At 60.4% G+C, this 21,872-nt stretch carries 15 protein-coding genes and 3 pseudogenes; 11 read left to right on the top strand and 7 right to left on the bottom strand.

Features of this window, described 5'->3' with window-relative positions; translation table 11 throughout:
• The first annotated feature begins 131 nt into the window (after positions 1-131).
• The 4 genes and pseudogenes from P6U23_RS10175 (at position 132) to treF (ending at position 6,258) form a co-directional block, all read left to right on the top strand.
• Positions 132-1,573: pseudogene (locus P6U23_RS10175) on the top strand (IS1182 family transposase).
• A gap of 149 nt (positions 1,574-1,722) precedes the next feature.
• Positions 1,723-2,730, top strand: a complete 1,008-nt coding sequence (locus P6U23_RS10170) for a PAS domain S-box protein (RefSeq protein WP_407179505.1) — start codon at positions 1,723-1,725, stop codon at positions 2,728-2,730.
• Positions 2,731-3,135: 405 nt separating this feature from the next.
• Positions 3,136-4,200 (top strand): ABC transporter substrate-binding protein, encoded by a 1,065-nt coding sequence (locus tag P6U23_RS10165; RefSeq protein WP_407179504.1) that lies wholly within the window; start codon positions 3,136-3,138, stop codon positions 4,198-4,200.
• A 301-nt stretch (positions 4,201-4,501) separates the two neighbouring features.
• Positions 4,502-6,258 (top strand): annotated as a pseudogene (gene treF / locus P6U23_RS10160) (alpha,alpha-trehalase TreF).
• Positions 6,259-6,643: 385 nt separating this feature from the next.
• On the opposite strand, the gene P6U23_RS10155 reads toward treF, so the two are convergent.
• The 4 genes and pseudogenes from P6U23_RS10155 to P6U23_RS10140 all read right to left on the bottom strand — a co-directional run.
• Positions 6,644-7,000, bottom strand: coding sequence for a hypothetical protein (locus P6U23_RS10155; RefSeq protein ID WP_407179502.1), 357 nt, complete (start codon positions 6,998-7,000; stop codon positions 6,644-6,646).
• 47 nt (positions 7,001-7,047) lie between these two features.
• Complete coding sequence (locus tag P6U23_RS10150) at positions 7,048-7,371, bottom strand: DUF1476 domain-containing protein (protein WP_407179500.1); 324 nt, start codon at positions 7,369-7,371, stop codon at positions 7,048-7,050.
• A 1,098-nt stretch (positions 7,372-8,469) separates the two neighbouring features.
• Positions 8,470-11,664 carry an ATP-binding protein gene (locus P6U23_RS10145; protein ID WP_407181401.1) on the bottom strand — a complete coding sequence of 1,065 codons (3,195 nt, stop codon included), beginning with the start codon at positions 11,662-11,664 and terminating at the stop codon, positions 8,470-8,472.
• A 111-nt stretch (positions 11,665-11,775) separates the two neighbouring features.
• A pseudogene (locus P6U23_RS10140) lies at positions 11,776-11,853 on the bottom strand (hypothetical protein); the annotation flags it as partial.
• 603 nt (positions 11,854-12,456) lie between these two features.
• Here P6U23_RS10140 and P6U23_RS10135 point away from each other — a divergent pair.
• From P6U23_RS10135 to P6U23_RS10110, 6 genes are all read left to right on the top strand, one after another.
• The gene (locus P6U23_RS10135) at positions 12,457-12,645 is read left to right on the top strand and encodes a hypothetical protein (RefSeq protein WP_407179498.1); all 189 of its coding nucleotides are present in this window, start codon (positions 12,457-12,459) and stop codon (positions 12,643-12,645) included.
• A gap of 128 nt (positions 12,646-12,773) precedes the next feature.
• Positions 12,774-13,322, top strand: coding sequence for a hypothetical protein (locus P6U23_RS10130; RefSeq protein ID WP_407179497.1), 549 nt, complete (start codon positions 12,774-12,776; stop codon positions 13,320-13,322).
• Between the two features lie 194 nt (positions 13,323-13,516).
• The gene (locus P6U23_RS10125) at positions 13,517-13,822 is read left to right on the top strand and encodes a hypothetical protein (RefSeq protein WP_407179496.1); all 306 of its coding nucleotides are present in this window, start codon (positions 13,517-13,519) and stop codon (positions 13,820-13,822) included.
• Between the two features lie 453 nt (positions 13,823-14,275).
• A complete protein-coding gene (gene ligD, locus P6U23_RS10120; RefSeq protein WP_407179495.1) occupies positions 14,276-16,090 on the top strand; it encodes a DNA ligase D in 1,815 nt (604 codons plus the stop codon).
• 33 nt (positions 16,091-16,123) lie between these two features.
• A complete protein-coding gene (locus P6U23_RS10115) occupies positions 16,124-16,648 on the top strand; it encodes a hypothetical protein (RefSeq protein WP_407179493.1) in 525 nt (174 codons plus the stop codon).
• 732 nt (positions 16,649-17,380) lie between these two features.
• Positions 17,381-17,707 carry a hypothetical protein gene (locus P6U23_RS10110; RefSeq protein WP_407179492.1) on the top strand — a complete coding sequence of 109 codons (327 nt, stop codon included), beginning with the start codon at positions 17,381-17,383 and terminating at the stop codon, positions 17,705-17,707.
• A gap of 10 nt (positions 17,708-17,717) precedes the next feature.
• On the opposite strand, the gene purU is transcribed toward P6U23_RS10110, so the two are convergent.
• Positions 17,718-18,581: a formyltetrahydrofolate deformylase gene (purU, locus tag P6U23_RS10105; protein WP_407179491.1), complete on the bottom strand. Its 864-nt coding sequence runs from the start codon at positions 18,579-18,581 to the stop codon at positions 17,718-17,720.
• A gap of 123 nt (positions 18,582-18,704) precedes the next feature.
• Between purU and P6U23_RS10100 the strand changes: the two genes are divergently transcribed.
• Positions 18,705-19,553, top strand: coding sequence for a uroporphyrinogen-III synthase (locus P6U23_RS10100; RefSeq protein WP_407179489.1), 849 nt, complete (start codon positions 18,705-18,707; stop codon positions 19,551-19,553).
• A gap of 150 nt (positions 19,554-19,703) precedes the next feature.
• On the opposite strand, the gene P6U23_RS10095 is transcribed toward P6U23_RS10100, so the two are convergent.
• On the bottom strand, positions 19,704-20,672 hold the full coding sequence (locus tag P6U23_RS10095) for a GDP-L-fucose synthase family protein (protein WP_407179488.1): 969 nt from the start codon (positions 20,670-20,672) through the stop codon (positions 19,704-19,706).
• Positions 20,673-20,879: 207 nt separating this feature from the next.
• The gene (locus tag P6U23_RS10090; RefSeq protein ID WP_407179487.1) at positions 20,880-21,554 is read right to left on the bottom strand and encodes a Crp/Fnr family transcriptional regulator; all 675 of its coding nucleotides are present in this window, start codon (positions 21,552-21,554) and stop codon (positions 20,880-20,882) included.
• Positions 21,555-21,872 lie beyond the last annotated feature (318 nt).

Raw genomic sequence — 21,872 nt, 5'->3', positions numbered from 1 at the left:
AGGGGTGAGCCTCATCGATTGGCTTGGAGAGCTGATTCGCAGAGCCTCAGTATGGCTCTGACCGGAATTACCCCATGTGTGAAAACGCGGTGCTGCTGTTATGATTCTCCCCGTGATTCTGGGGGGAATTGATGAGGCGCTTCGTTGAGGAGGCTGATCGTGGGCAATGGACGCTATTGCCCGAATGCCTCGATGATTTCATTGACGAGAGCAATCCTGTTCGGGTGATCGACGCGTTTGTCGATGCGCTCGATCTGGCCGAAATGAGCTTCGAAGGGGTTGAGCCGGCGGCAACGGGTCGGCCCTCGTATCACCCTTCGGTGCTCCTGAAGCTTTACATCTATGGTTATCTGAACCGGGTGCAGTCGAGCCGGCGGCTCGAACGAGAAGCCGGACGTAAATGTAGAGGTCATGTGGCTGCTGGGTCGGCTCGCTCCTGATCACAAGACGATTGCGGACTTCCGCAAGGACAACGGCCTGGCGCTTCGCAAGGTCTGTGCGCGTTTTGTCGAACTCTGCCGTGAGATGGGCCTCCTTGCGACAGCGAGCGTCGCCATCGATGGGAGCAAGTTCAAGGCCGTGAACAACCGGGACAAGAACTTCACACGCGCGAAGATGGAACGGCGGCGTGCTCAGCTGGAGGAGAGCGTCGCCCGCTATCTGAGCCAGGCTGGACACGGCCGACCGGCAAGAGCCGACTGAAGCGCTGGCCTCGAAGGTAACAAGGCTCACCGAGAAGCTGACGAAGCTGAAGGAGGAAATGGGCAAGCTTGCCGTGTACGAGAAGCAGATGCTTGCGTCGCCCGATCAGCAAATCTCTTTGACCGATCCCGACAGCCGTTCGATGGCTACGAGCGGGCGCGGGTCCGGCGTCGTCGGCTACAACGTGCAGGTCGCCGTCGATACCGAGCACCGTCTGATCGTGACGCATGAGGTGACGAACAGCGGCTCGGATCGGGCACAACTCGCTAATATGGCCAAGCAGGCGAAGGCCGTCCTCAAGACCGAGACGCTCGAGGCTGTAGCCGATCGCGGCTACTTCAACAGCCCGGAGATCCTCGCGTGCCACGAGGCCGGCATCACAGTGACGCTGCCCAAGCCGCAGACGTCGAATGCCAAGTCGGAGGGACGCTTCGGCAAACAGGACTTCGTCTATTTGCCGGAGGAGGACGCCTATCGCTGTCCAGCTGGGGAGCGATTATCGTATCGCTATACAAACGAGGAAGACGGCAAGGTGCTGCGGCGCTACTGGACCACGGCCTGTCAAACCTGCTCGCTCAAATCCCAATGCACGCCAGGGCCGGAGCGGCGGATTACGCGGTGGGAGCACGAGCATCTGCTCGAAGCTGTGCAGCAGCGCCTTCACGCAAACCCGCAAGTGATGCGCCAGCGTCGCGAGACAGTCGAGCATCCCTTCGGTACGATGAAGGCCCGCATGGGCGCGACGCACTTCCTGACCAAAACGCTGCCAAAAGTAGCCGCCGAGATGGCACTCTCCGTCTTGGCCTACAATCTGACACGGGTCATGAACATCGTCGGGATCAAGCCGCTGATTGCTGCGATCGCAGCCTGATGCAGGCTCGACTCCAAGCTCTCAGGACCAGCCTCCCTTGAGATCGTTTTTACACGACCAAGACCCGGACGCGACATCAGGGGTCCGCGAAGGAACTTCGGTGCTATAATCTTGCCGCCAGAGATAGCGTAGCTGGCTGGAGGTGCCCTGTGGGCGGGCAAATTGAACGCAAGTCTCCCAGCAAGGAGACGAGAGAAGTCGAAACTGCGCTTCGCGAAAGTGAGCAGCGGTTGCGCTTCCTGGCCTCGATAGTCGAGTCCAGTGACGACGCGATTGTAAGCAAGAATCTCGATGGCATTATTACGAGCTGGAATAAAGGTGCCGAGCGTATATTTGGCTTCTCGGCCGGCGAGGCGGTCGGCCAACCCATTACAATTGTAATCCCTCAGGACCGGCAGAGCGAAGAGCGCGAAATTCTCACGCGCATCAGACGAGGTGAGCGCATCGACCATTTTGAGACGGTTCGGCAACGCAAGAATGGCAGCTTGATCGTAATTTCGTTGACCGTTTCTCCTGTTAAAGATGCCCATGGCAAAATTGTCGGTGCGTCAAAGATCGCGAGAGATATTACGGAGCAGAAGAGGAATCAGGAGCTGATCACGACATTGGCGCGGGAGGCCGAGCACCGCAGCAAAAACCTGCTTGCGACCATTAGGGCGGTGGTTAATCGTTCTCAATCAGGCTCGCCGGAAGATCTCAAAGGAACAATTATTGGACGCATCGAAGCGCTTGAGAAAGTTTACTCACTTTTTGTCGCGACCCGCTGGATAGGTGCCGAGTTATCGGCGATCGCGACTCAGGAACTGGCTCCATATTCCCAAAACGGGGAGCGAGTGCTCATAGACGGAACGCAAATTCTACTAGAACCCGGCATCGCTCAGGCAATTGCCATGGCGTTGCACGAGCTCGCCACCAACGCCGCAAAATACGGCGCTTTGTCCCAGCCCAAGGGCCAGTTAAACCTGCAATGGTCGCAAGGGGCTGACGGTAAATTATGCCTATGCTGGACAGAGATAGATGGTCCAGCCGTGCAGCAACCGACCCAGAACGGCGCTGGCGTCGGTATGATTGAAGGAATGATCAGCCACTTAAAGGGGAAGGTTCGCTTTGATTGGCGCAAAGACGGACTTGTCTGCGAAATTATGGTCCCGCTCTGAGGTCGCAACTAACCCCGGCGAGTAGAGAGAATTGATCGACTCCTAATTAGCATCGGCTGCCGCCACACCGACGAACTCCGGCGATCATCCGAATGTCGGCTTTGAGGGGGTAGAACGGAAATGCTGGTAAAGCGGCGCAACCGACGCTGATGACCCCCTAGCAGACTCCTCCGTTCGTCCATGGGCATCCGGCGCGAGACGCTCGCAATCCGGTTCTGAGAGGAGTAACGTTCTTTACTGAAACCGTGCCCGGGTGTAACCCGCCGGTCGTCGTACCTGCCGCGGACATCGCGCTCTGGGACTTGTCCCTTGGAGAGACCGCCGACGTCCATCGCCCGTTGCATGCACGCGCTCCTCTCCGCTGTCGCGCGAGCCGTCATGCGACGAGCCACGAAGGAGGGCACAATGATACATTCGCATCTCGTTTCACGTCGTGCAGTGCTTAAACTCAGTGCTGGCGTAGCCGCGATGCCTTTAATCAACATCCGCACCGGACGCGCCGCCAACCAAAAAACATTTATCATGGGCTACGACCCAACGGGGCCAACCTGCCATCTCGGGCAGTATGCGGCCCTCGTGAAAGGTTTCTTCGCGGAGCAAGGTCTGCGTGTCCAAGGAGTCGCCGCGCTAGACAACCGAACGGCCGTTGCCCAGGGCAGATCCCACCGGCTCTGGATCAAGACCGACGCCGGGGTCTCCGAGGCTGACGTGGGCTACTTCGACACGGACCAACTGCACAACATGGTGGCCGGAAAGGTCGACTACTACATCGTTGATGGCAACCACTTCGGCTGCTGGTCCGTCATGGTTCCACCCGACGGCCCGGTCCAGTCCGTCGCTGACCTCAAGGGGAAGACGATTGAGATCGGTGCATATGCCGTGGAACCATTCTTGTTGCACGGTCACATGTGGCTCCACCACTGGCTGAAAGCGCCAGGGCTCGATGCCCCTAGAGACGTGACCTTGAGGACCTACCCCTGGGAGGCGCTCGCCAATCTGAATGACTATGTGGCGGAGGGTTTCAAGACCGGCAAGTTCGCGGCGGTCGCGGTCGCGGAGCCCCGGGCGTTGATCATGGAGGACAAGCAACTCGCGCGTCGGCTCGTCACTCAGGACGAAACCACGCACAACAAGGAATATTGCTGCCTAACTGTCATCAAGCGCGCGATCGTCGAGAACGAACCCGAGACTGCGGCCAATATTGCCCGGGCGTTTAGAAGCGCGAGGGAATGGGCCGGGCAGCATCCGCGTCAGGCGGTGCTCGCCGCGCAAGCTGCCGGCTACTATGGCCCGACGGTCCCTGTCGAAGGGTCAGTCAAAGCGGTGGAATGCTGCCTGAGCTTCGACACTCAGCTCGATGTTGTTCAAGCGCTGGAGCGTGCGTTTCGCACTCGGATCGAGTCGGGCGCCATCAAGACCGATAAGTCGCCGCAGGAGTTGGCGCGTTTGCATTATCGGAAACTCGGATAAGCAAGATTGCCGGATTGCCATCGCGTTGCACGGATCGGCTCAAGCTTGTTCGAGCTGGCTTGGGACGCCAACAATGGCGCTTGGCGTTGCGGATCGCGTTTGGACGATTGGCGAGTTGTTGCACGCCGCACTGGCGACGCCGCAACGACGTGGGCTTTTGCCCCACAGCGGTCATAGGGTGTCGTGCTTGCCGAATATGTAACGTCTCACGCCGGCCGTGATGCAGTTTGCACTGGACTGCCTTAGCGCTAGGTAACAGCGTCTCTCATTACCCGAAGCCTTGATATCCTGGGGCACCCGCATGGTGGGACTTAACGACCCAGACGGCAATAACCTTTACCTGTTTCAAGGACTCCAGATCGCAATGGTTACGTCTTCAGCAAATACAGACCTCATTGCTCGCGGTCTTTTGCCGTTGCTCAAGCGGGCGAGTTCGCGCTTGATCACTTTGATCGCTGTTCTGTGCTGCGCCATCCATACCCACTCTGCGGGCGCGCAAATCGCGAGCTGTGCATCGGAGGTACCTCCGTCGGAACAATTCGGCGATCTGTTCCGAAATGTGCAGCTGAAGCGCATATTCCCGGATAGCAAAACCTTTGCTGATTTGCACTTTGACGAATCATCCAACGCAATTCTTTCTGATTATCAGGCTCGCAAGGTCGAAGCCGGCTTTGATCTTGCTGCATTCGTACACCAACATTTCTCGCTGCCGCCGGAGGGCCCAACTGTTCCCCCCGCGTCGCCAGGCGAGCCGATCGACACATACATTGAACGGCTCTGGGATGTCCTGAGCCACCAAAGCGAGGAGATATCGAGCCATTCGTCCCTCATACCACTACCCTACCCCTATGTCGTGCCAGGTGGCCGATTCCGTGAGCTCTACTATTGGGATTCCTATTTCACCATGTTGGGCCTCGAAGCGGACGGCCGCCATGACCTCGCGCTCAACATGCTTAAGAACTTCGCCTTCGAGATCGACTGCTACGGACACGTGCCCAACGGGAACCGGACCTACTATCTGAGCCGCTCTCAGCCACCGTTTTTTTCGTTAATGGTGGACGTGATCGCCGAGCGAGTGGGTGAAGGGTCCTACGTGACTTATCTTCCAGAGCTGGAAGCGGAATATGAGTATTGGATGGATGGTTCCGCGATCCTGCGCAGAGGTCAGAGCTACCGCCGCGTGGTCCGGCTTAGTGATGGGACGATTCTCAATCGTTATTGGGACGACCGAGCTGAGCCGCGCGACGAATCCTATCGCGAAGACGTCGCGACGGCCCGCGAGGGTCGCCGAGACCCGGGAGATGTCTACCGCGATCTTCGAGCGGCAGCCGATCGGGATGGGATTTCGGCTCCCGATGGCTTACCGATGGCCATACCCTCAGCACGATCAGGACCACGTCCATATTGCCGGTGGATCTCAACAGTCTCATGGTTCACCTGGAGCAAACACTTGCCAAAGCATATCGGATCGAGGGAGATGGCGATCGGTCGTCTCACTTCGTCGCGTTGGCGGGTCGTCGCGAAGCCGCCATTCGGAAGCTAATGTGGAACGAGCGGTTCCACGCATTTACCGATTACGCCTGGCGGAGGCACGAAGCTTTGCCGGTTACTGCCGCGGGGCTATTCCCGCTATTCCTCCACGTTGCGAACCAGCGTCAAGCAGAGATGGAAGCTCAAACCGTGCGGCGAAAGCTGCTGATGCCTGGTGGCATAGCCACAACACTGGTGGTGACCGGCCAACAATGGGATCAGCCAAATGGTTGGGCCCCGCTGCAGTGGATCGCAGTCGTCGGGCTTAAAAACTACAACGAAGCGCAATTGGCGGAAGCAATCGCGAAGCGCTGGAGCTGCGAAATTATAAACGTCTATCAAAGGTCACGTGTCTTGGTAGAGAAATACAATCTGATGAGTGGGCGCGCCGGCGGCGGTGGAGAATATGCAGTCCAGGTCGGTTTCGGCTGGACCAACGGCGTGCTGCGCGCGCTTACATCGTTGTATCCGGCTCTATCGAGATTGAGTCCTCAACTCTGTGGAGCGTCGGCGGCAGGTTCGCCATGATTGGCGCCACCGGAAGTACGAAGATCACGATCCCTACCCAGGGTCGCAGTTTGGCCGATCGCTACATTTCGTTGCTGCGCAGCAAGTCCATCGCTTTCGGGGCAAACCGGACATCAGGCGGCAGATGAGATCGCGGGACCAGTCGCGATTGAGCCGAAGCGGACTTGCGCCGCTTCATTCAAAATTGAGCATTCGATCACGTTAATGGTTGAGTATTTTGCTTATGTGACTTTAGTCGCCTTCTAGTCTGCAATTCGCCCTAGGCTGCCGACTGTCGCAGTCCAGCAGGTCGGTAGTTATCTGGGGTACAGCGGTGGTGGCGCTAAGGCATGCGGAGGGCGGCCCAACGCCCAAGGCGCAGTCACCCGTATACCCATCATAAAGATCAGGTCCGGTTATGCGGGTGCGATCCGGAGTTCAGCCACCCCGGATGACGACACTCGACCCAATCCAGTATTCGTAAGCGCCACGATTTTAGCAGGGGCAAATCCTCAGCGAGCAGCGCGAAGCCGAACGCAAGCATCCAGATGCCCAGGATCGGCAGGAAAGAAAGGACACCTCCAAGGATCAGCAGCAAGCCTGCGGGAATGCGCAGCCAGCGGCTGGATGGCTGCCGTAGGAAGCGCACTGCCGCACCCGCACGAGGTGGCAGGCGGTCGATAAGCCGCTCCAGGCGCCAATCGTTCTGAGGCGGGTGGCCGGTCGCAGTTTCCTGCGAGCGGTTGTTCGAAAGCGAAGTCACTCAGGCTCTCCGGATACCTTGCATCGGTACGTCACCTCGTCATTCACTCATTTTCCCGTTTTCACCTCCGCCAGCGCTTGGGCGGTGAACTCGTTCATCTTGGTGCGAATCGCCTCTTCGGTGACGGCAGCACCCTTTACAGCAAGGTCGCCCATGATCTTGCCGACGACGTCGGCGTCGCCGGCTTCCTCGAAATCGGCCGCGACCAGTTCGTTCGCATAGGCTGCGGCGCCACCGCCGGTGAGCCCCAAACGTTCGGCCACCCACAACCCGAGAAGCCGGTTGCGGCGGACTTCGGCCCTAAACCTCTGCTCTTCATCGAGAGCGAATTTCTTCTCGAAAGCTTGCTTGCGCCGGTCGAACGTACTCACGATCCTCTTCCACAACTTCCAATGATCGGCAGCCTTCCTGGTGGCTGCCGCGACAGGTCGCCAGATATGAAACGGAGGCGGCGAGACAATGAGCCGCTATGCCGCAGGCTCTATCGGCGCGGCGTGACGCCGCAGCGGCCGACCTCGCAACTCCACCGGTCAATTCCCTACCTGACACCTCGCGGTCCCCGGCCACGGCGTGAGGAAACTCGCGCACTTTTGGACTTTCTCCTGGCGCGCGGCCAGCCTGACTGGATGACTGCCTAAGCCGAGATCGTCGCATCGCGATTGAGGCAGCCCTTCTCCCGTTTCGCCGCGACGGCTCTGGTGCTGACGAGAAGCCCGGCGGCAACTGGGGCCATGCGTGCGATCTAGCGCAACTGACAACCCCTCTCGCATTTTGTCGCTCGCGGTGCGAAGTCTCATTTTGAAAATCCACACGCCGCCATTGCTTGCGCGGTTATGCGAGAGAGGTCAATTCTTCGTCGCCCGACAGCAAAGTCCTTGATCTGGCACAGCATTCGCGATTTACCAACCGCGAACTCGATGCCGAGCAACTCGATCAAGTCGCCGGAGACGGCAATCTCGGTGGCGGTTTCCGGGCGCCACCTCCGCCTCCGCCGGTCGGCTAGCTGAGTTCGAGCGCCTTTGGTCCTCGACTAAGAAAGCCCAAAACGTCGCCTTGTGTGCCCATCGCGTCGATCCCGCAACTGGTCGAAAGGGCCGCTATCGATGGGTAACCGGACTACCAGCGAAATCGGGAAGACAGCCGCCCATTATCCGGTAGCGCAAGATTGTAGTCCGTCGCTCGTTATCCGGCCGGATCGTCTGAACCGCTGCTGCGTCATAGCGCCATCGCGAAGCATGGCGCGCCTGTTCGGTACAAAACTGGGCGGTCCAAACCCGCCGCTTTTGTGAATGAGGCGGCGCCAAGCGTGCGCAGGAGTACGCCTTTCGAGGCTGGTGCGATCTTCTTTCGCATCAACTTCGATGCGCTGCGGCGGGGCGCAGGTGATCACGACGGCAGCCGCCCGATTCGCTCCGCAGGCGCGGCTGGCCTGGCCTGGCGAAGGTTTTCAGCGCCTGCAGTCAATCTGATCAAGAACCAAGCTCACTCTGGTTCTGGATGAGCGCTTTGACCTCCTGCAGGTCCATAGTGTCGAGGCCCTCACTGAATTCGTTATATATGGTTCGAAGTCGCGAGACGGCTTCGTCGCTCCCATTTTGGCCTTGTTGCATACGGACGAGATCGCGCGCGGCACGCAATTCATAACAACGTGCATGTTGTCGTCGCGCGGTGCTTAGGCTGCGGACAAGCAAGCCCACGATTTGATCGCCCGCAGCTTTACCGGATTCAAACAATAAGCGAGCCTTGATGCGAAGCAGCTCGGCCCTGCCCCATTTTTCACCAGTTTCCCGTGACACGGCAAGCGCTCGCTCTATGCATCGCAGAGCAGCTTCGTTTCGGCCGAGCTTGGCGTGAGCCTCGGCTTCCAACGCCAGGAAGGTCGGGAGCCATAGCTGCGCGCCCGTTCCGCGCCAGTCAGCAATACCCGTCGCCAGCACCTTAATCCCGCGATCGATCTCGCCGCGGCAGATGGCGGCCCAGCCCTGAAAGATGCGACCACAGTTCATCCAGTGAGAAAAACCATGCTCCGCGCACAACGAGACGACCTGATCCGCCCAATATCGCAGATCGTCGGAGCGGCGCCCGAAGATGTCCATAAAACCTCGAGCATGGCAGATCGTGTAAACCAATGTGTGAGGATGAGCCACTTCCTCGGCGCGACAGACCGCCGCATCCGCGATCTTCGTGGCCTGATCGATATAGCCGAGATGCCAAAGAGCCCAGCATCGATAGCAAAGTGCCGCCGCACAAATATCGTGACCATATTGATGTCGAGCATCGGAATGACGCTTTGGATCAAACAGGGCTTGCGCTCGCTCCAGATGCTCCAGAGCAGCCTTAAAATCCCCGTTAGTAAAAAAGGTGCTCCCTAGCGCCCGATGCGCGATGCAGAGCGCCGCCGCGTCGCCGTCCCGTTCTGCCTGCGCACGGAACTCGTTTGCCGCTAACCTTTGCTCCGAGGAAACGCCGCCGACATAAGAGGCCGCCCATATGCCGTAGAGAATGGCGAACTTTGCCGGGCTGTACGCCCGTCCCTCGATGAGCGCTTTCGCCTGCAGAAGAGCCTGCTTCGTCTGCGGCGCAGCGTATCCACGCATTGCGATCATCGCTTGAGCGCGCAATGCTTGCAGTTCGAGCGCTGATTGTTGGCGCGCTGTGCTCCCGGGCAGGGATCGGAGCGATTCCAGCGCGCGCGTCAAGTGTCCAATGGCCTCGGCATTGGCTGAATGTTGAATAGCGCGCTGCCCGGCTGTTCGGAAAAACTTGACCGCTTGCTCTGGCAGGCCCGCATGAACAAGATGGTGAGCGATGAGTTCCGGTTGCGTCTCCTCGGCGGAGGCGAGCCGCTCCTCGAGAACGCGAGCGATCCGGGCATGCATCTCGCGGCGTTGGCCGCGCAGTAGTGTGCCGTAAGCTGCGTCCTGCACTAGTGCATGTTTGAAAAGGAATTTGGCATCAGGAGGTTCGCCGCGCCGAAACACCAGTCCGGCGCCGATCAGCCGCTTGAGCGCCGATCGCAGCTCACCCTCGCTCCGCTTTGCGGCGGTGGTGAGCAGATCGTACGAAAATTCCCGGCCGATGGCCGCGCCGACTTGCGCCACCTCCTTCGCGACCGGGCCGATCCGGTCGAGCCGCGCCATAAGTGAAGCGTGTAAGGTGGGCGGCACCGCGAGCGCCGGCAGCGGCGCAGCGGAAGCGGCTCGCGCCAGCCCGTCAGGGCTCGCTTCGAGCACGGCCTTGGTCAACTCTTCGACGAACAGCGGCACGCCGTCCGTTCGTCCAGCAATCTCGTTGACGATTTCGCTCGGCAGCATCGGGGCGCCGGCCACGCTCCGGATCAGCTCGACGCCAGCGCTCTGGTCAAGTCGGTTCAGCACGATTAGTCTGACGTGCGTCTTCCCGGTCCATAGGGTCTGAAACTCAGGTCGGTAGGTGACCAGCACCAGCACTGGCAGGCTCGTTACGCGATCGACGGTCCGGTCGAGCAACTCGCGCGAGCTCGGATCGATCCATTGCGTGTCCTCGAACACGGCCAAGATTGGATGTCTTCGCGCCAGAGCTTCAAACTGGCGAACCAGGGCCTCGAAACACTTCTCCTTCTTTTGCTGGGGCGTGAGGGCAATCGGTGGGTAGCGATCACCGGTTGAGATCGACAGCAGCTCGGCGATGATTGCCAGGTCCTCGTCGGGCGCGGATGCCGGGGACAACAGCGCTCGTAGTTTGTCGAGCTTGGCCCGTGAAGTGTCCTCGCGCCCGAAACCAGCGGCTCGCTGGAGCTGCGCTATGAAGGGATACAGCGCGCTGTCCTGATGATGTGGCGAGCAGAAATAGCGCAAGCGGGTATGCGGATCCTGCTCGATACTCTGCTGGAGAGCCGCGACAAGGCGCGACTTGCCGATCCCCGGCTCGCCGGCAAGCAGCACCACCTGACCCGTGCCGTTCCGCGCCCGCCGCCAGCACCGCCGCAGCAGCTCGAGTTCCTGCTCGCGCCCGACCAGCGGGGTAAGCGTCGCGGCGTGCAGTGCCTCGAAGCGGCTCTCCGCCGTCCCCTCGCGCAGCACCCGCCAGGCGCGCACTGGCGCGGCAAAGCCCTTCAGCGTCACCGCGCCGAGATCCTGGTAGTCAAAGAGCCCGCCGATAAGCCGGCGCGTGTCCTCGGCGATCACCACTCCATCCGGCTCGGCGAGCGCTTGCAGCCGGGCGGCAAGATTCGGCGTCTCCCCGAACACCGCCTGCGCTTCTGCCGCCTCGCTGCCGATCAGGTCGCCCACGATGACGAGACCAGTCGCGAGCCCCAGGCGAACCCCCAGCCTTAGCTCTGGTGGGGCGCCTGGCGCATGCCCGGCGGCGACGATCTCAAGCGCGGCGCGCACAGCGCGTTCGGCATCATCCTCGTGCGCCAAGGGATGGCCGAACAGGATCAGCATGCCATCACCGATGTAGCGGCTGATGGTCCCGCCGTATTTGCGGACGATCGCCGCCACACCATCGCGGTACTCGGCGATAATGTCCCGTAGATCCTCCGGGTCGAGCTTTGCTGCAAGCGCCGTCGAGCCGACGAGGTCGCAGAACATCACGGTGAGCTGACGGCGCTCGGCGGAAGAACTGGGTACGGCTGTCAAGGTCGCAGGCTCGGCGACCCGCGCGACGGTGGGCGTCGACACGCCAGCCGGTGCTGATGCTCCTTGCGCGCCTCCCGTCGGCGCCAGCGCAGCACCGCAGTCGCCGCAGAACCTTTTGCTCGGCGGGTTGTCGGCTCCGCACGATCGGCACCGCAAGAACAGTAGCACGCCGCAGTGGCAGCAGACTTTCTGATGCTCTGGGTTGACACTGCCGCAGCTCGGGCAATCCATGTCGCACCCGATCTGATTGCTGACGCAAATGAGCTTTCGTCGGCTTGCTTTGAGAGCTAACCCTCAGAGCGCGGCAATCCGGGTCGGGGCCAGTTGGCCAAAGCAGGTGGAACGCGCCCCAGCTGTTGCAGTGAGATTGCCAATGGTACTTCCACTGCGGCGATCAGGAACTGTTTGTTCATGGCCATCTCCCCAAAAACAGGGATATCGCACCACAAGTGTGAGCCATATTAGTGCGATCCGCCCCCGTCTAATGTGCACCGTTTCACGTCCTGCCGCTAGTGGAAGCGCGACGTACGGCTCGGCGGCTTGTTCGCGGAGATGCTGTGGAATTTCAACGGCGGCAAACAATACCGCAGATGATACGACGCCAACGTGGGGGGACATCGAACGGAATCCACACGCCAGTCGTTGCATCACGATCGCTGATAGCGGAAGTCATTGAGGATGGGCCAACGGGGGTTGTCCTGGACGATCAGGAACAAGCGTTCCGCGCGATTGAACAGATAGGTAGCTGGATCGTCCAAAGGCTCGTGAACGTTTCGAGCAGAGGTCCTCGCGACGGCGATGGCCCAGCTCGGCTTACATCGAAGGAGCAGCAAAATGAGCCCACACATACCCGAGGAACTCTCCAGCACGACCGATAGGAGCCTCTTCGCGATCAGGCAGGACGCGACGCCGCCCCGAGATCCCGATGAAGATGAAGAGGACGAGGAAGAGGACGAGGAGGAGGACGAACAGGAGGATCACGCCGACGAACCGCCGGTCGTGCGAGAACCGGACGAAGACTAAGCACCGCGGCGAACTCCTCCACTCGCCAGGCCGAGGTAAGGTCTTGCCTCGGTCAAATCCGCCCGAGACGACCGCGGCCCGTGAAACAATTTTGGATGTTCGGGATTTGCCCCTGAGGAGGGACGTTCGTGAAGCGGATCCTAAAATCCAGCACGTACGTGTTGGCCGCCGCCTACTTCGTGGTGGATGCGATCTTCATGAGCCTCGCCAGGCCGATCTCCGAGTGGATCGCAAACCACCTGGTCCTAAGAAGATTGCGCGCCTGGATCAGGTCCTTGCCTCCCTATCCTTCGCTGGCGCTGTTTTCTGTGCCCGTGATCATTCTGGAACCGGCGAAGGCCCTAGCAGCCTACCTCGCCGCAACCGGCCAGATGCTGGGAAGCGCCCTGACATTGATCGCATGCGAGCTTCTGAAGCTCGTGCTCGTGGAGCGTCTGTTCAGTCTCACAAGAGACAAGCTGATGCGGATTCCGGCATTCGCTTGGGCTTATGGCAAGTTCAGGCAAGGCAAAGCGTGGTTGGAAGCTACGCAGGCGTGGCAAACGTTCCAGTCATTGAGGAGGGCCGCGCACGACCACGTTGCCCATCTGAGAGCAACGATAGCCTACCGTTGTTCCACCTTGAGAGCCAAACCCGTGCGAGCCCGACCTCAACATCTCCCTGACGGCGGCGCATAGCTTCCGAGCGCCAATACTCTGATGCTCGCCTCCGAGCGTCAGGAAAAACGCGGTAACCGCCCGAGTTGAGCATTTGCGAGCTGCCGTGCAGCGATGCACATTGACACGGGGGCTCTCGCCGAGTCGCGCATCGGCGATGCCGTGTCGACGGCCATGCCGCTTTCGCTAAGCAGGTACCCTTTTGGCGACTGCTGTTGACAGCGTCGGTTCAAGCGGCACTTGTTGCCTATGCCCTCTTCGTAAACGGCGCCGAGCCTCAGCCCGCGGGCAAGCCTATCGAGTACGGCTGGATACGCGGCTTAGCATCGGCAGCCTTTGCAGCAGTGCTGGTGATCGCTGGACACCTTATCAGTCGTGACAATCTCAAGCCGATCATCTGGATGAATGTGATGCTGCTCACCGTGGGGCGGCGCGCCGGCATTGCTCCCAGCGCAAACGCTCCATCACAACTCAGACCCTCGACCGATCTCGTCCGGCTCTACATGGGCTTCTCACGATAAAGCGCTACCGGAGCATCATTTCTGTTTCTGCCCTCGTTTACGGGAGTGACGCAATGCACGACGCCTCTGCCGCGATTGAGCGATGCTTGCATTGACACGTCGGTTATTGGCACGCTGTGGGCGGAAGCGGCAGGCGCAGCGGTCACCGTCTTTTCCGTTTGATCCGGCGTTGGTCGATCGATTGGGCGTGCACGGCGCGACTGGTTTGTGCGCTTGGTCCGTGGCCGGCGTGAGCACCTCGATCTGCACGGATCACCGTTTGCGCTGCTTCATCTTCGGGGCGAGTGGGATCCGGCTTCCGTTGGTGTCTCAATAGACCGCGCGTTCCTCGGTCGTTTTGCGCAAGCGTAACATTCTTCGCTATCGCCTCATTGCTGATTTTCGGAATGCGCGAACGCCGACCCAAATTCAAGCCAGCAGGGAAACGATTTCTCCGTTGCCCGTTGACTTCCTATGTGTGCTGTTCGGTTGCGTTCCTCTGTGGCGCTCTCGCCCTCACGAGTACCAGGTGCGCGGAAAGCACCCTTTCCGAACTTCATCAAGTTTTGCGATCCAACATTGCGCGAGCAACCGCCAACAGCCGGAAAGTGGCGCTGGGAGATCAAAGCCGACGGGTACCGTGGTCAGCTTCATTTAGGTGAAGGTAAAATAACCGTCTTTTCTCGTACCGGTCTTGATTGGACGGAACAGTTCTCCTCAATTGCGGCGGCAGCTCGCAAACTGCCTGCCAAAACGGCCGTAATAGACGGCGAGGCGGTAGTCTATGGCAAGGACGGCCTGCCCGATTTCCAGCAGCTTCGGCGCGAGCTTGGAGCCCGCAAGAGCGAGCGAGTCCGGTATCTCGCTTTCGATCTGCTTTACCTCGACGGCTACGAGCTGCGGGATGCGCCCTATGTGAGCCGGAAGGAATTGCTGAGGCGGCTTCTGGAGGGGGCGCCGGAGACCTTCGTCTATGTCGAGGATATCGGGGCTGATGGAAATGAGATATTTGCGAACGCTTGCACCATGGGCTTGGAGGGCCTGGTCGGGAAGCAGCCCGATGCGCCCTATCGATCAGGACGTGTCGAGAGCTGGATCAAGCTCAAGTGCAAGAATAGTGAGACGTTTCCCATCGTGGCCTTCGTCGAAAAGCTTGGTGCGCATCCGCGCAAGGTAGCTTCCCTTTACGTCGGGCGCCGTGAAGGCGGCAAGCTCATTTATGCCGGCAAGGTTCGCACCGGCTACACTGAGGCGAGCGCACGGGAGCTCCGCGAGCGACTCGATCCGCTGATCAGGAGAACATCTCCCTTGAACGCTCACGTCAAGAAGCCCAAGGCGACTTGGGTTCGCCCGGAGCTGGATGCGGAAGTCGAATATGGCGCCTTGACGGACGACGGGCTGTTGCGAGAGGCGGTATTCAAGGGCATCCGCGACGATCTAAAGGTCGCGACCGTCAAAGCTCCCCGCATCGCACCGTTAAACGTGCGGCGCGCACACGTTGGAGTGCCGAAAGAGAACATTCTGCAGCTCTTGCCCGAGGCGGTGGTGCCGTCAAAGGAGCAGCTTGCCGAATACTGGAGGCGGGTTTGGAACAAGGCGCTGCCCCATCTCGGCCGCCGCCCGCTCAAGCTGGTCCGGCATGTTCATGGGACGACGTTCTACCACAAAGGCAAGCTGCCGAAGGACATACCCGAGACCGTGCATCAACTGCACATCGAAAAGCGCGAAGGCGGGCAAGGCACGCGACTGTGGGTGGATAGCCTCGAAGGGTTTCTCGGGCTGGTCGAGATTGGGGCTGTCGAACTGCATCCATGGAATGCGACGGTGGACCACATCGAACATGCCGACCGAATCGTAATCGATCTCGACCCAGGCCAAGGGGTGGAGTGGGACGCGGTGGTTGAAACGGCGCTGAACCTGCGGGACTTCATGCACGAGCAAGGATTGGAGACATGGCCTAAGCTGACCGGCGGGAAGGGTATTCACCTGATGGCTCCGCTGGACATCCCGATAGTGCATGATCAGGCCCACCGGACAGCACGGCAACTCGTTTCGGCGTTCGCCGCTCGCAACGCGGACCGATACATCCTCTCGGCACAGGAAAAGCGGGGTGGGCGCATCTTTCTCGACTACTTGCGAAACGGGCGCGGCACGACTGCAATCGGCCCGTACTCCCCGCGAGCGCGGCCAGGCTTTCCAATCGCCGCGCCTACGACATGGGCACGCATCGAAAAAGGAATCAAACCGGATGCGTTCACGATAGCCGCCCCTTTTCGCGTCGGGCGCTGATGCGGCTATGCGTTAGTTCGAGAGAGATTTGCCGTGACTAAGGATGCATTCGATCAGTACTGGGACTGGCGAGAGAAGCCACCGGGCAGCCGCCTGACTATCCCTGCCCACGTGTATCATTCGGTGATGTCGCTGCCCGAGAAGGACCAAGTTGACCGGCGAAAGGTCAATGAGGCCGTTCGCAAGGACGCCGAAGCACGCAACGCCGGAAAGACAGTGTGGATCTATTTCAATTCGCCTGGAGCAAAACAGCGGCAGCTCTGCGACTCCGAGTGGGCAAAGGTCTTTGCGTCGGCGAAGCTTGCGGACAAGTGGCTTGAACAAAACGACCCCGAAGGGGTGGCTTGGGAGTACAAAGTCGAGCACAAGGCGGCGAGCACAGGCGCACAGAAGACCAACAGATCAGTTTGGATTTATGCGCCGGAGAACGCCCGCGGCAGCGCGGCCGATCCAGACAGCGTCAAGGTGTTTGCCTCTAGAGAGAACGGCGAGACGTGGATCAAGAAAAACGATCCAAATGGCCGACTATGCGAATACGCCGTTCTGAGCCGATGCTAATCGGACGAACGGGCGTGAGATGGGACGACGCGCCCCATCAACAGGTGTAGCCCTCATCGACAGCCGCGTATAGACCTTCGGAAAACCTGCGACGAATGACGATTGAAGCGCCGCTACAGTCGCTTATCGCGCGCCGAGGCTGTGGTTCGAGCCCTCGCGTGGCTGGTTTTAGCTCTTCCTTGATTTCGCCGGCCATCGCGGGGATATTTTCGGATGCTCGATTGATGCGGTCCTGCTCAGGCGACAACTCGGGAGCTTCGACTGAAGTCCTCCATGGCGATGCCAAGGTAAGCGGCGGCTCGAGGAGTTAGTTGCTTGCTCGCTGATTTTACTTGAATCCGCGGATAGGCCCTCGGCAGGCGCCATCAAAACCCGTCCTGGCGGACCATGCCGCCCTGATCGATGGCTAGAACGTCCGCCTAAGGCGATTGCACGGCCCTGCATCGGGTGAAAGGTAACACCAGAAGGCAAAGTCAGGATTCTCAGCGATATGGCGATCCAGTTGGCAAGGCTGGATCTGTAAGTTGAGCGACCGCCGCCTGGGCCAACATCCACGTCGGCCTGCCATTTTGATGGGCCGTTCGCTCGGCATCCGCCTTTTCGGCGACACCAAAATACCTTAATGGCTGCGCAACAGGATAAGCCAAATTACCCGTCAACAGCTAGGCTCCGGGTCGAGCCGGCTGGCTTAGGCCTGCAGAATCGGTTCACACGGGCTCGACACTTGCCAAGATGATCTTTCGCTTCCGCCAGCTCGTGCTTCTTGCCGCCGCAGCGCTGCTGGCGGGCGGCCTTGCCGGTTGCGCCAGCCTGAACGAAAAGGCCGCGGCCACGATGGGCGACTACATCCCGCAATGGGCGGGCGGCCTGCCGGCCGACGCCCCGCCGCGGCCCGGAACGGCGAAATACGATGAGTGGATGAAGCAGCGGGAGCAGCAGCGTCTGTTGCCCGCCGACCAGCGCGACAAGAACAACGCCGCGACAACGCCATCCTCGGGCAAGTCGGCGCCGGCCACGACCGGTTCGACCTCGTCCACCGCGTCAGACCCGGTGCACTAAGCCTGCCTGCTCAATCCGTGAACACCACGGTCTTGCGGCCGTTGAGGATGACGCGGTTCTCCAGGTGGTAGCGGATCGCGCGCGACAATACCCGCCGCTCGATGTCGCGACCCTTGCGGACGAGATCCGCAGGGGTGTCGCGATGGCTGATGCGCTCGACGTCCTGGTCGATGATGGGGCCTTCGTCGAGATCGCTGGTCACGTAATGCGCGGTGGCGCCGATCAGCTTGACCCCGCGCGCATGCGCCTGGTGATAGGGCTTTGCGCCTTTAAATCCGGGCAGGAAGGAATGGTGGATGTTGATGCAGCGTCCCGAAACTTTCGCCGACATCTCGTCGGAGAGAATCTGCATGTAACGCGCCAGTACCACGAGATCCGTCTTGGTCTGCATCACGAGGTCCCAGATCGCGCTTTCCTGCTCGCGCTTGGTCTCCTTCGTGACCGGCAGATGGTGGAAGGCAATGGTGCCGAAATCGAGCCCGGCATAGGTCTCGCGCGGGTGATTGGAGACGATCGCGGTCGGGATCATCTCGAGCTCGCCGATCCGCCAGCGGTAGAGAATATCGACCAGGCAATGATCGGATTTCGACACCAGCAGCATCACCCTGCGGCGCTCGGCGCGGTCGCGCATCTGCCAATCCATGGCAAAGCGCTCGGCGATGGCGGCAAAACCCGTCTGGAGCGCGGACAGTTCCACCGCGAGGTCGGCCGCGGTGAATACCACGCGCATGAAGAACTTGTTGGTCTCGACGTCGTCGAATTGCTGGGCATCCAGAATGTTCTGTCCGCTGTTGGCAAGGAAGGTCGAGACCGCGGAAACGATGCCGGGGCGATCCGGACAGGACAGCGTCAGCACATATTGGTGATCAGGCATGGTAGAATCTTAGGCAGTGAGCAGATTGGCGGCCCTGCTGTATCAGAGCCGGCGCCCTTGCGCCAACTGCACCTTGCGAGTCAGGATGAACAAAAGATGGCCGATTTTCATTGAGACGCAGCGATGGCCGACAGACTAAATGGTTACCGGATCCTGATTCTGGAGACGCGCGAGGAGGCGCAGTTTTCCCGCCTGCTCACCGAGCAAGGCGCCGACGTCCTGCAATGCCCGATGTTCGCCATCCATGATGCACCCGATCCGGCGCCGATCGAAGCCTGGATACGGCGCTTCATCGAACGCCCCTTCGACGATCTGGTGCTGTTGACCGGCGAGGGCCTGCGTCGGCTGATGAAGCTGGCGCGGCGGCTCGGCATCGATCAGGACTTTGTGACCGCGCTTGCCAAGGCACGCAAATTCGCGCGCGGCCCCAAGCCGGGTAAGGCGCTGCGCGAGATCGGGCTGGAGCCGCAACAGACCACGGAAAAGCCGACCTCCGAAGGAGTCGCCGAGATGCTGTCGCGTGTTGACCTCAAGGGGCATCGCGTGGCGCTGCAGCTTTATCCGGACAAGGATCATGCGGCCCTTATCGACGCGATCAAAGCGGGGGGCGCGCAGGTCGATATCGTGCTGCCTTACGTCTATGACCCCAAGGCCGCGGATGCGAACATCGTCAAGGCAATCGACGAGATGGCTGAGGGCCGGATCGATGCGATTGCGCTGACCAATCTCGGGCAGGTGCGCCGCCTCATCGAAGCTGCCCGGGCGCATGGCTGGGAGGATCGCTTGCGCGAAGGATTTAAGCGCACGCCGATCGCCTCGGTTGGACCGGCGGTATCGGACGAATTACGCGCCCACGGGCTCTCGGCCGCTATCATGCCGGCCAACGAGGCCTATTTCATGAAGCCCCTGATCTCGGCGATGGCAGCGGCACTCGCGAAGAAGCCGCCGCGGGCAGATGCAAGTAAGTCATGACATTCCGGGGCGGCTCGAACAGCCGAACCCGGACTCTCGAGATTCTCAGGTGCGCAGTGGCGCGTCATAGTTCGATACGGAGCCTGTTACGGGGCGGAGCTTCGCGCGGACCCCGCGGCATCGCCCCGGAACGACCGTGTCCTCGATGGACTACCCCGCCGCCTGCTTGCTCTCGCTCAAATACGCGCGATAGGCGAGCGCAATCCCCTGTTCCAACGGGGTGCTGGCGCGCCAGCCGAGCGCGGCCAGGCGGCTGACGTCGAGCAGCTTGCGCGGCGTGCCGTCGGGGCGCGAGGTGTCATAGCTGATCGCGCCGGTGTAGCCGACGACGCCGGCAACCACCCGGGCGAACTCCGCGATCGAGATGTCCTCGCCGGTTCCGATATTGACCATTCCGTTCTCGGAATAGACTTTCATCAGGTGCACGCAAGCGTCCGCCATGTCGTCGACATAGAGGAATTCGCGCCGCGGCGTGCCGGTGCCCCAGACCACGACATTCGTGGCGCCGGACAGCTTGGCTTCATGGAAGCGGCGTATCAGCGCGGCAACGACGTGGCTGTATTCGGGGTGATAATTGTCGCCGGGACCGTAGAGATTGGTCGGCATCACGCTAATGAAGTCGCAGCCATACTGGCTGCGATAGGCTTCCGCCATCTTGATCCCTGCAATCTTGGCGATGGCATAGGGCTCGTTGGTCACTTCGAGCGGGCCGGTGAGCATGTAGTCCTCGCGCAGCGGCTGCGGCGCGAGTTTGGGATAGATGCAGGACGAGCCTAGAAACATCAGCTTCTCGGCCCTGTTCACATAGGCCGCATGGATGACATTCGCCGCGATGGCGAGATTGTCATAGAGGAATTCGGCGCGCAGCGTGTTGTTGGCGACGATGCCGCCGACCTTTGCAGCGGCCAGAAACACCACCTGCGGCGTTTTTCTCGCGAACCAATCGAACACGGCGGCTTGGTCGCGCAGGTCAAGCTCGCCGCGATCGATGGTCAGGAGTTCGACATCCTCCGCCGAAAGGCGCCGCAGCAACGCCGAACCGGCCATCCCGCGGTGGCCCGCCACGAAAACCGTCTTGCCTTTCAGCTCGAAGCGCGTGTTCAATTCGCGGGCCTGCATCCTTTTCTCCAGTTGAGCCACGGCCGTGCCGCCCTTAGCACCAGCCTGGCGCGGTGTCTAACGCCAAGTCGATTCAAATCTGCGGCTAAGCTGTGGAATTTGCTCCAGTTTCGAGCAAGAGCCCGATCGCGCCGAACGCCAGGGATTTGCGTACGGATCAGGCTCGGATGACATGGCGCAACGCGATGACGATTCGACCAACTCGCTCTAATCACCATAGCTGCGCAGCCGTTCCAGATCGACAATGGTGACCCCGCCATATTCGAGCCGCAGCAGCCCTTCCCGCTCCAGCCGCTTCAAGCACTGATTGGCGTTTTGCCGGGAGATGCCTGACAGCGCACCGATTTCCTCCTGGGTGATCTCCAGGTGCCGGTTCAGATCCGGGTAGAGGATCGGGTTGAACAGCGAGGCGATCGCGCGGGCAAGCCGTGCGGTGGCGTCCAGTGTCCGGCCGTATTCCACGAGACCGATGAACTGCCCAAGCCGTTCGTTGAGCTGGGTGACCAGAAACCGGTTGAACGCGGCGCTGTTCTCGTAGAGCCAGAAAAAGGTGCTGCGGTCCATCAGCGCCAGGCGGGTCTCGCGCAGCGCCACGACGTCATAGCGCCGCGCCTCCTTCTTGAGCACGCTCCCTTCGCCGAACCAGGCTCCTGCCGTCAGACCAGCCAGCGATATCGCCTTGCCGCCGCGCGACACCATGCCCATCTTGACCAGGCCAAACACGACGCCGGTCCAGTAATCGAATTGGTCGCCGCGGACGAAGATCGATTCACCTGCGCGATAGGACTTCTCGACAATGCCAGTGCGGGCGACCTCGATCTCCCGCACGTTGAGCTCGCGGGACCAGACCGCGACCCGCCGCAAATGTTCCTCAACGATCATGCCTCACTCGACCGGATTTCCGACCTTGCGCCGGCCATGTTGCATCGCAGCAACACCGGTGCTTTGGCCCCTGGCATTGGTCGCATTCCACCCGAGTCGTTGCGAAATTTGCCTGCCAATTGTCGGACATAAGACATTTCAAAATACCGCTTTACCCTATTGAGAGCGATCGCGGTACGCGCCCCTGCGGCGCCCGAGATTTGCGCGTAAACTGCCTGGGGCAGAAAGCGCCAAAGCCTCAATAGTCGCATGGCTTGGGTTGGGTGGCCGATATAGGATCACCCCCTGAGGGATCGAAACCAAGGATAAAGAGCGCTG

Source organism: Bradyrhizobium sp. STM 3562, from assembly GCF_045571435.1.
In the GTDB taxonomy this organism is placed as follows: domain Bacteria; phylum Pseudomonadota; class Alphaproteobacteria; order Rhizobiales; family Xanthobacteraceae; genus Bradyrhizobium.
The sequence above is the reverse complement of the archived record's forward strand: the minus strand, read 5'-3'. Positions and strand labels throughout refer to the sequence as shown.

Coding starts and splice junctions, on each gene's coding strand:
- P6U23_RS10165 (WP_407179504.1), top strand. CDS start 3,136: ATGATACATTCGCATCTCGTTTCACGTCGTGCAGTGCTTAAACTCAGT.
- P6U23_RS10100 (WP_407179489.1), top strand. CDS start 18,705: ATGGCCGACAGACTAAATGGTTACCGGATCCTGATTCTGGAGACGCGC.
- P6U23_RS10095 (WP_407179488.1), bottom strand. CDS start 20,672: ATGCAGGCCCGCGAATTGAACACGCGCTTCGAGCTGAAAGGCAAGACG.
- P6U23_RS10110 (WP_407179492.1), top strand. CDS start 17,381: ATGATCTTTCGCTTCCGCCAGCTCGTGCTTCTTGCCGCCGCAGCGCTG.
- purU (WP_407179491.1), bottom strand. CDS start 18,581: ATGCCTGATCACCAATATGTGCTGACGCTGTCCTGTCCGGATCGCCCC.
- P6U23_RS10090 (WP_407179487.1), bottom strand. CDS start 21,554: ATGATCGTTGAGGAACATTTGCGGCGGGTCGCGGTCTGGTCCCGCGAG.
- ligD (WP_407179495.1), top strand. CDS start 14,276: ATGTGTGCTGTTCGGTTGCGTTCCTCTGTGGCGCTCTCGCCCTCACGA.
- P6U23_RS10135 (WP_407179498.1), top strand. CDS start 12,457: ATGAGCCCACACATACCCGAGGAACTCTCCAGCACGACCGATAGGAGC.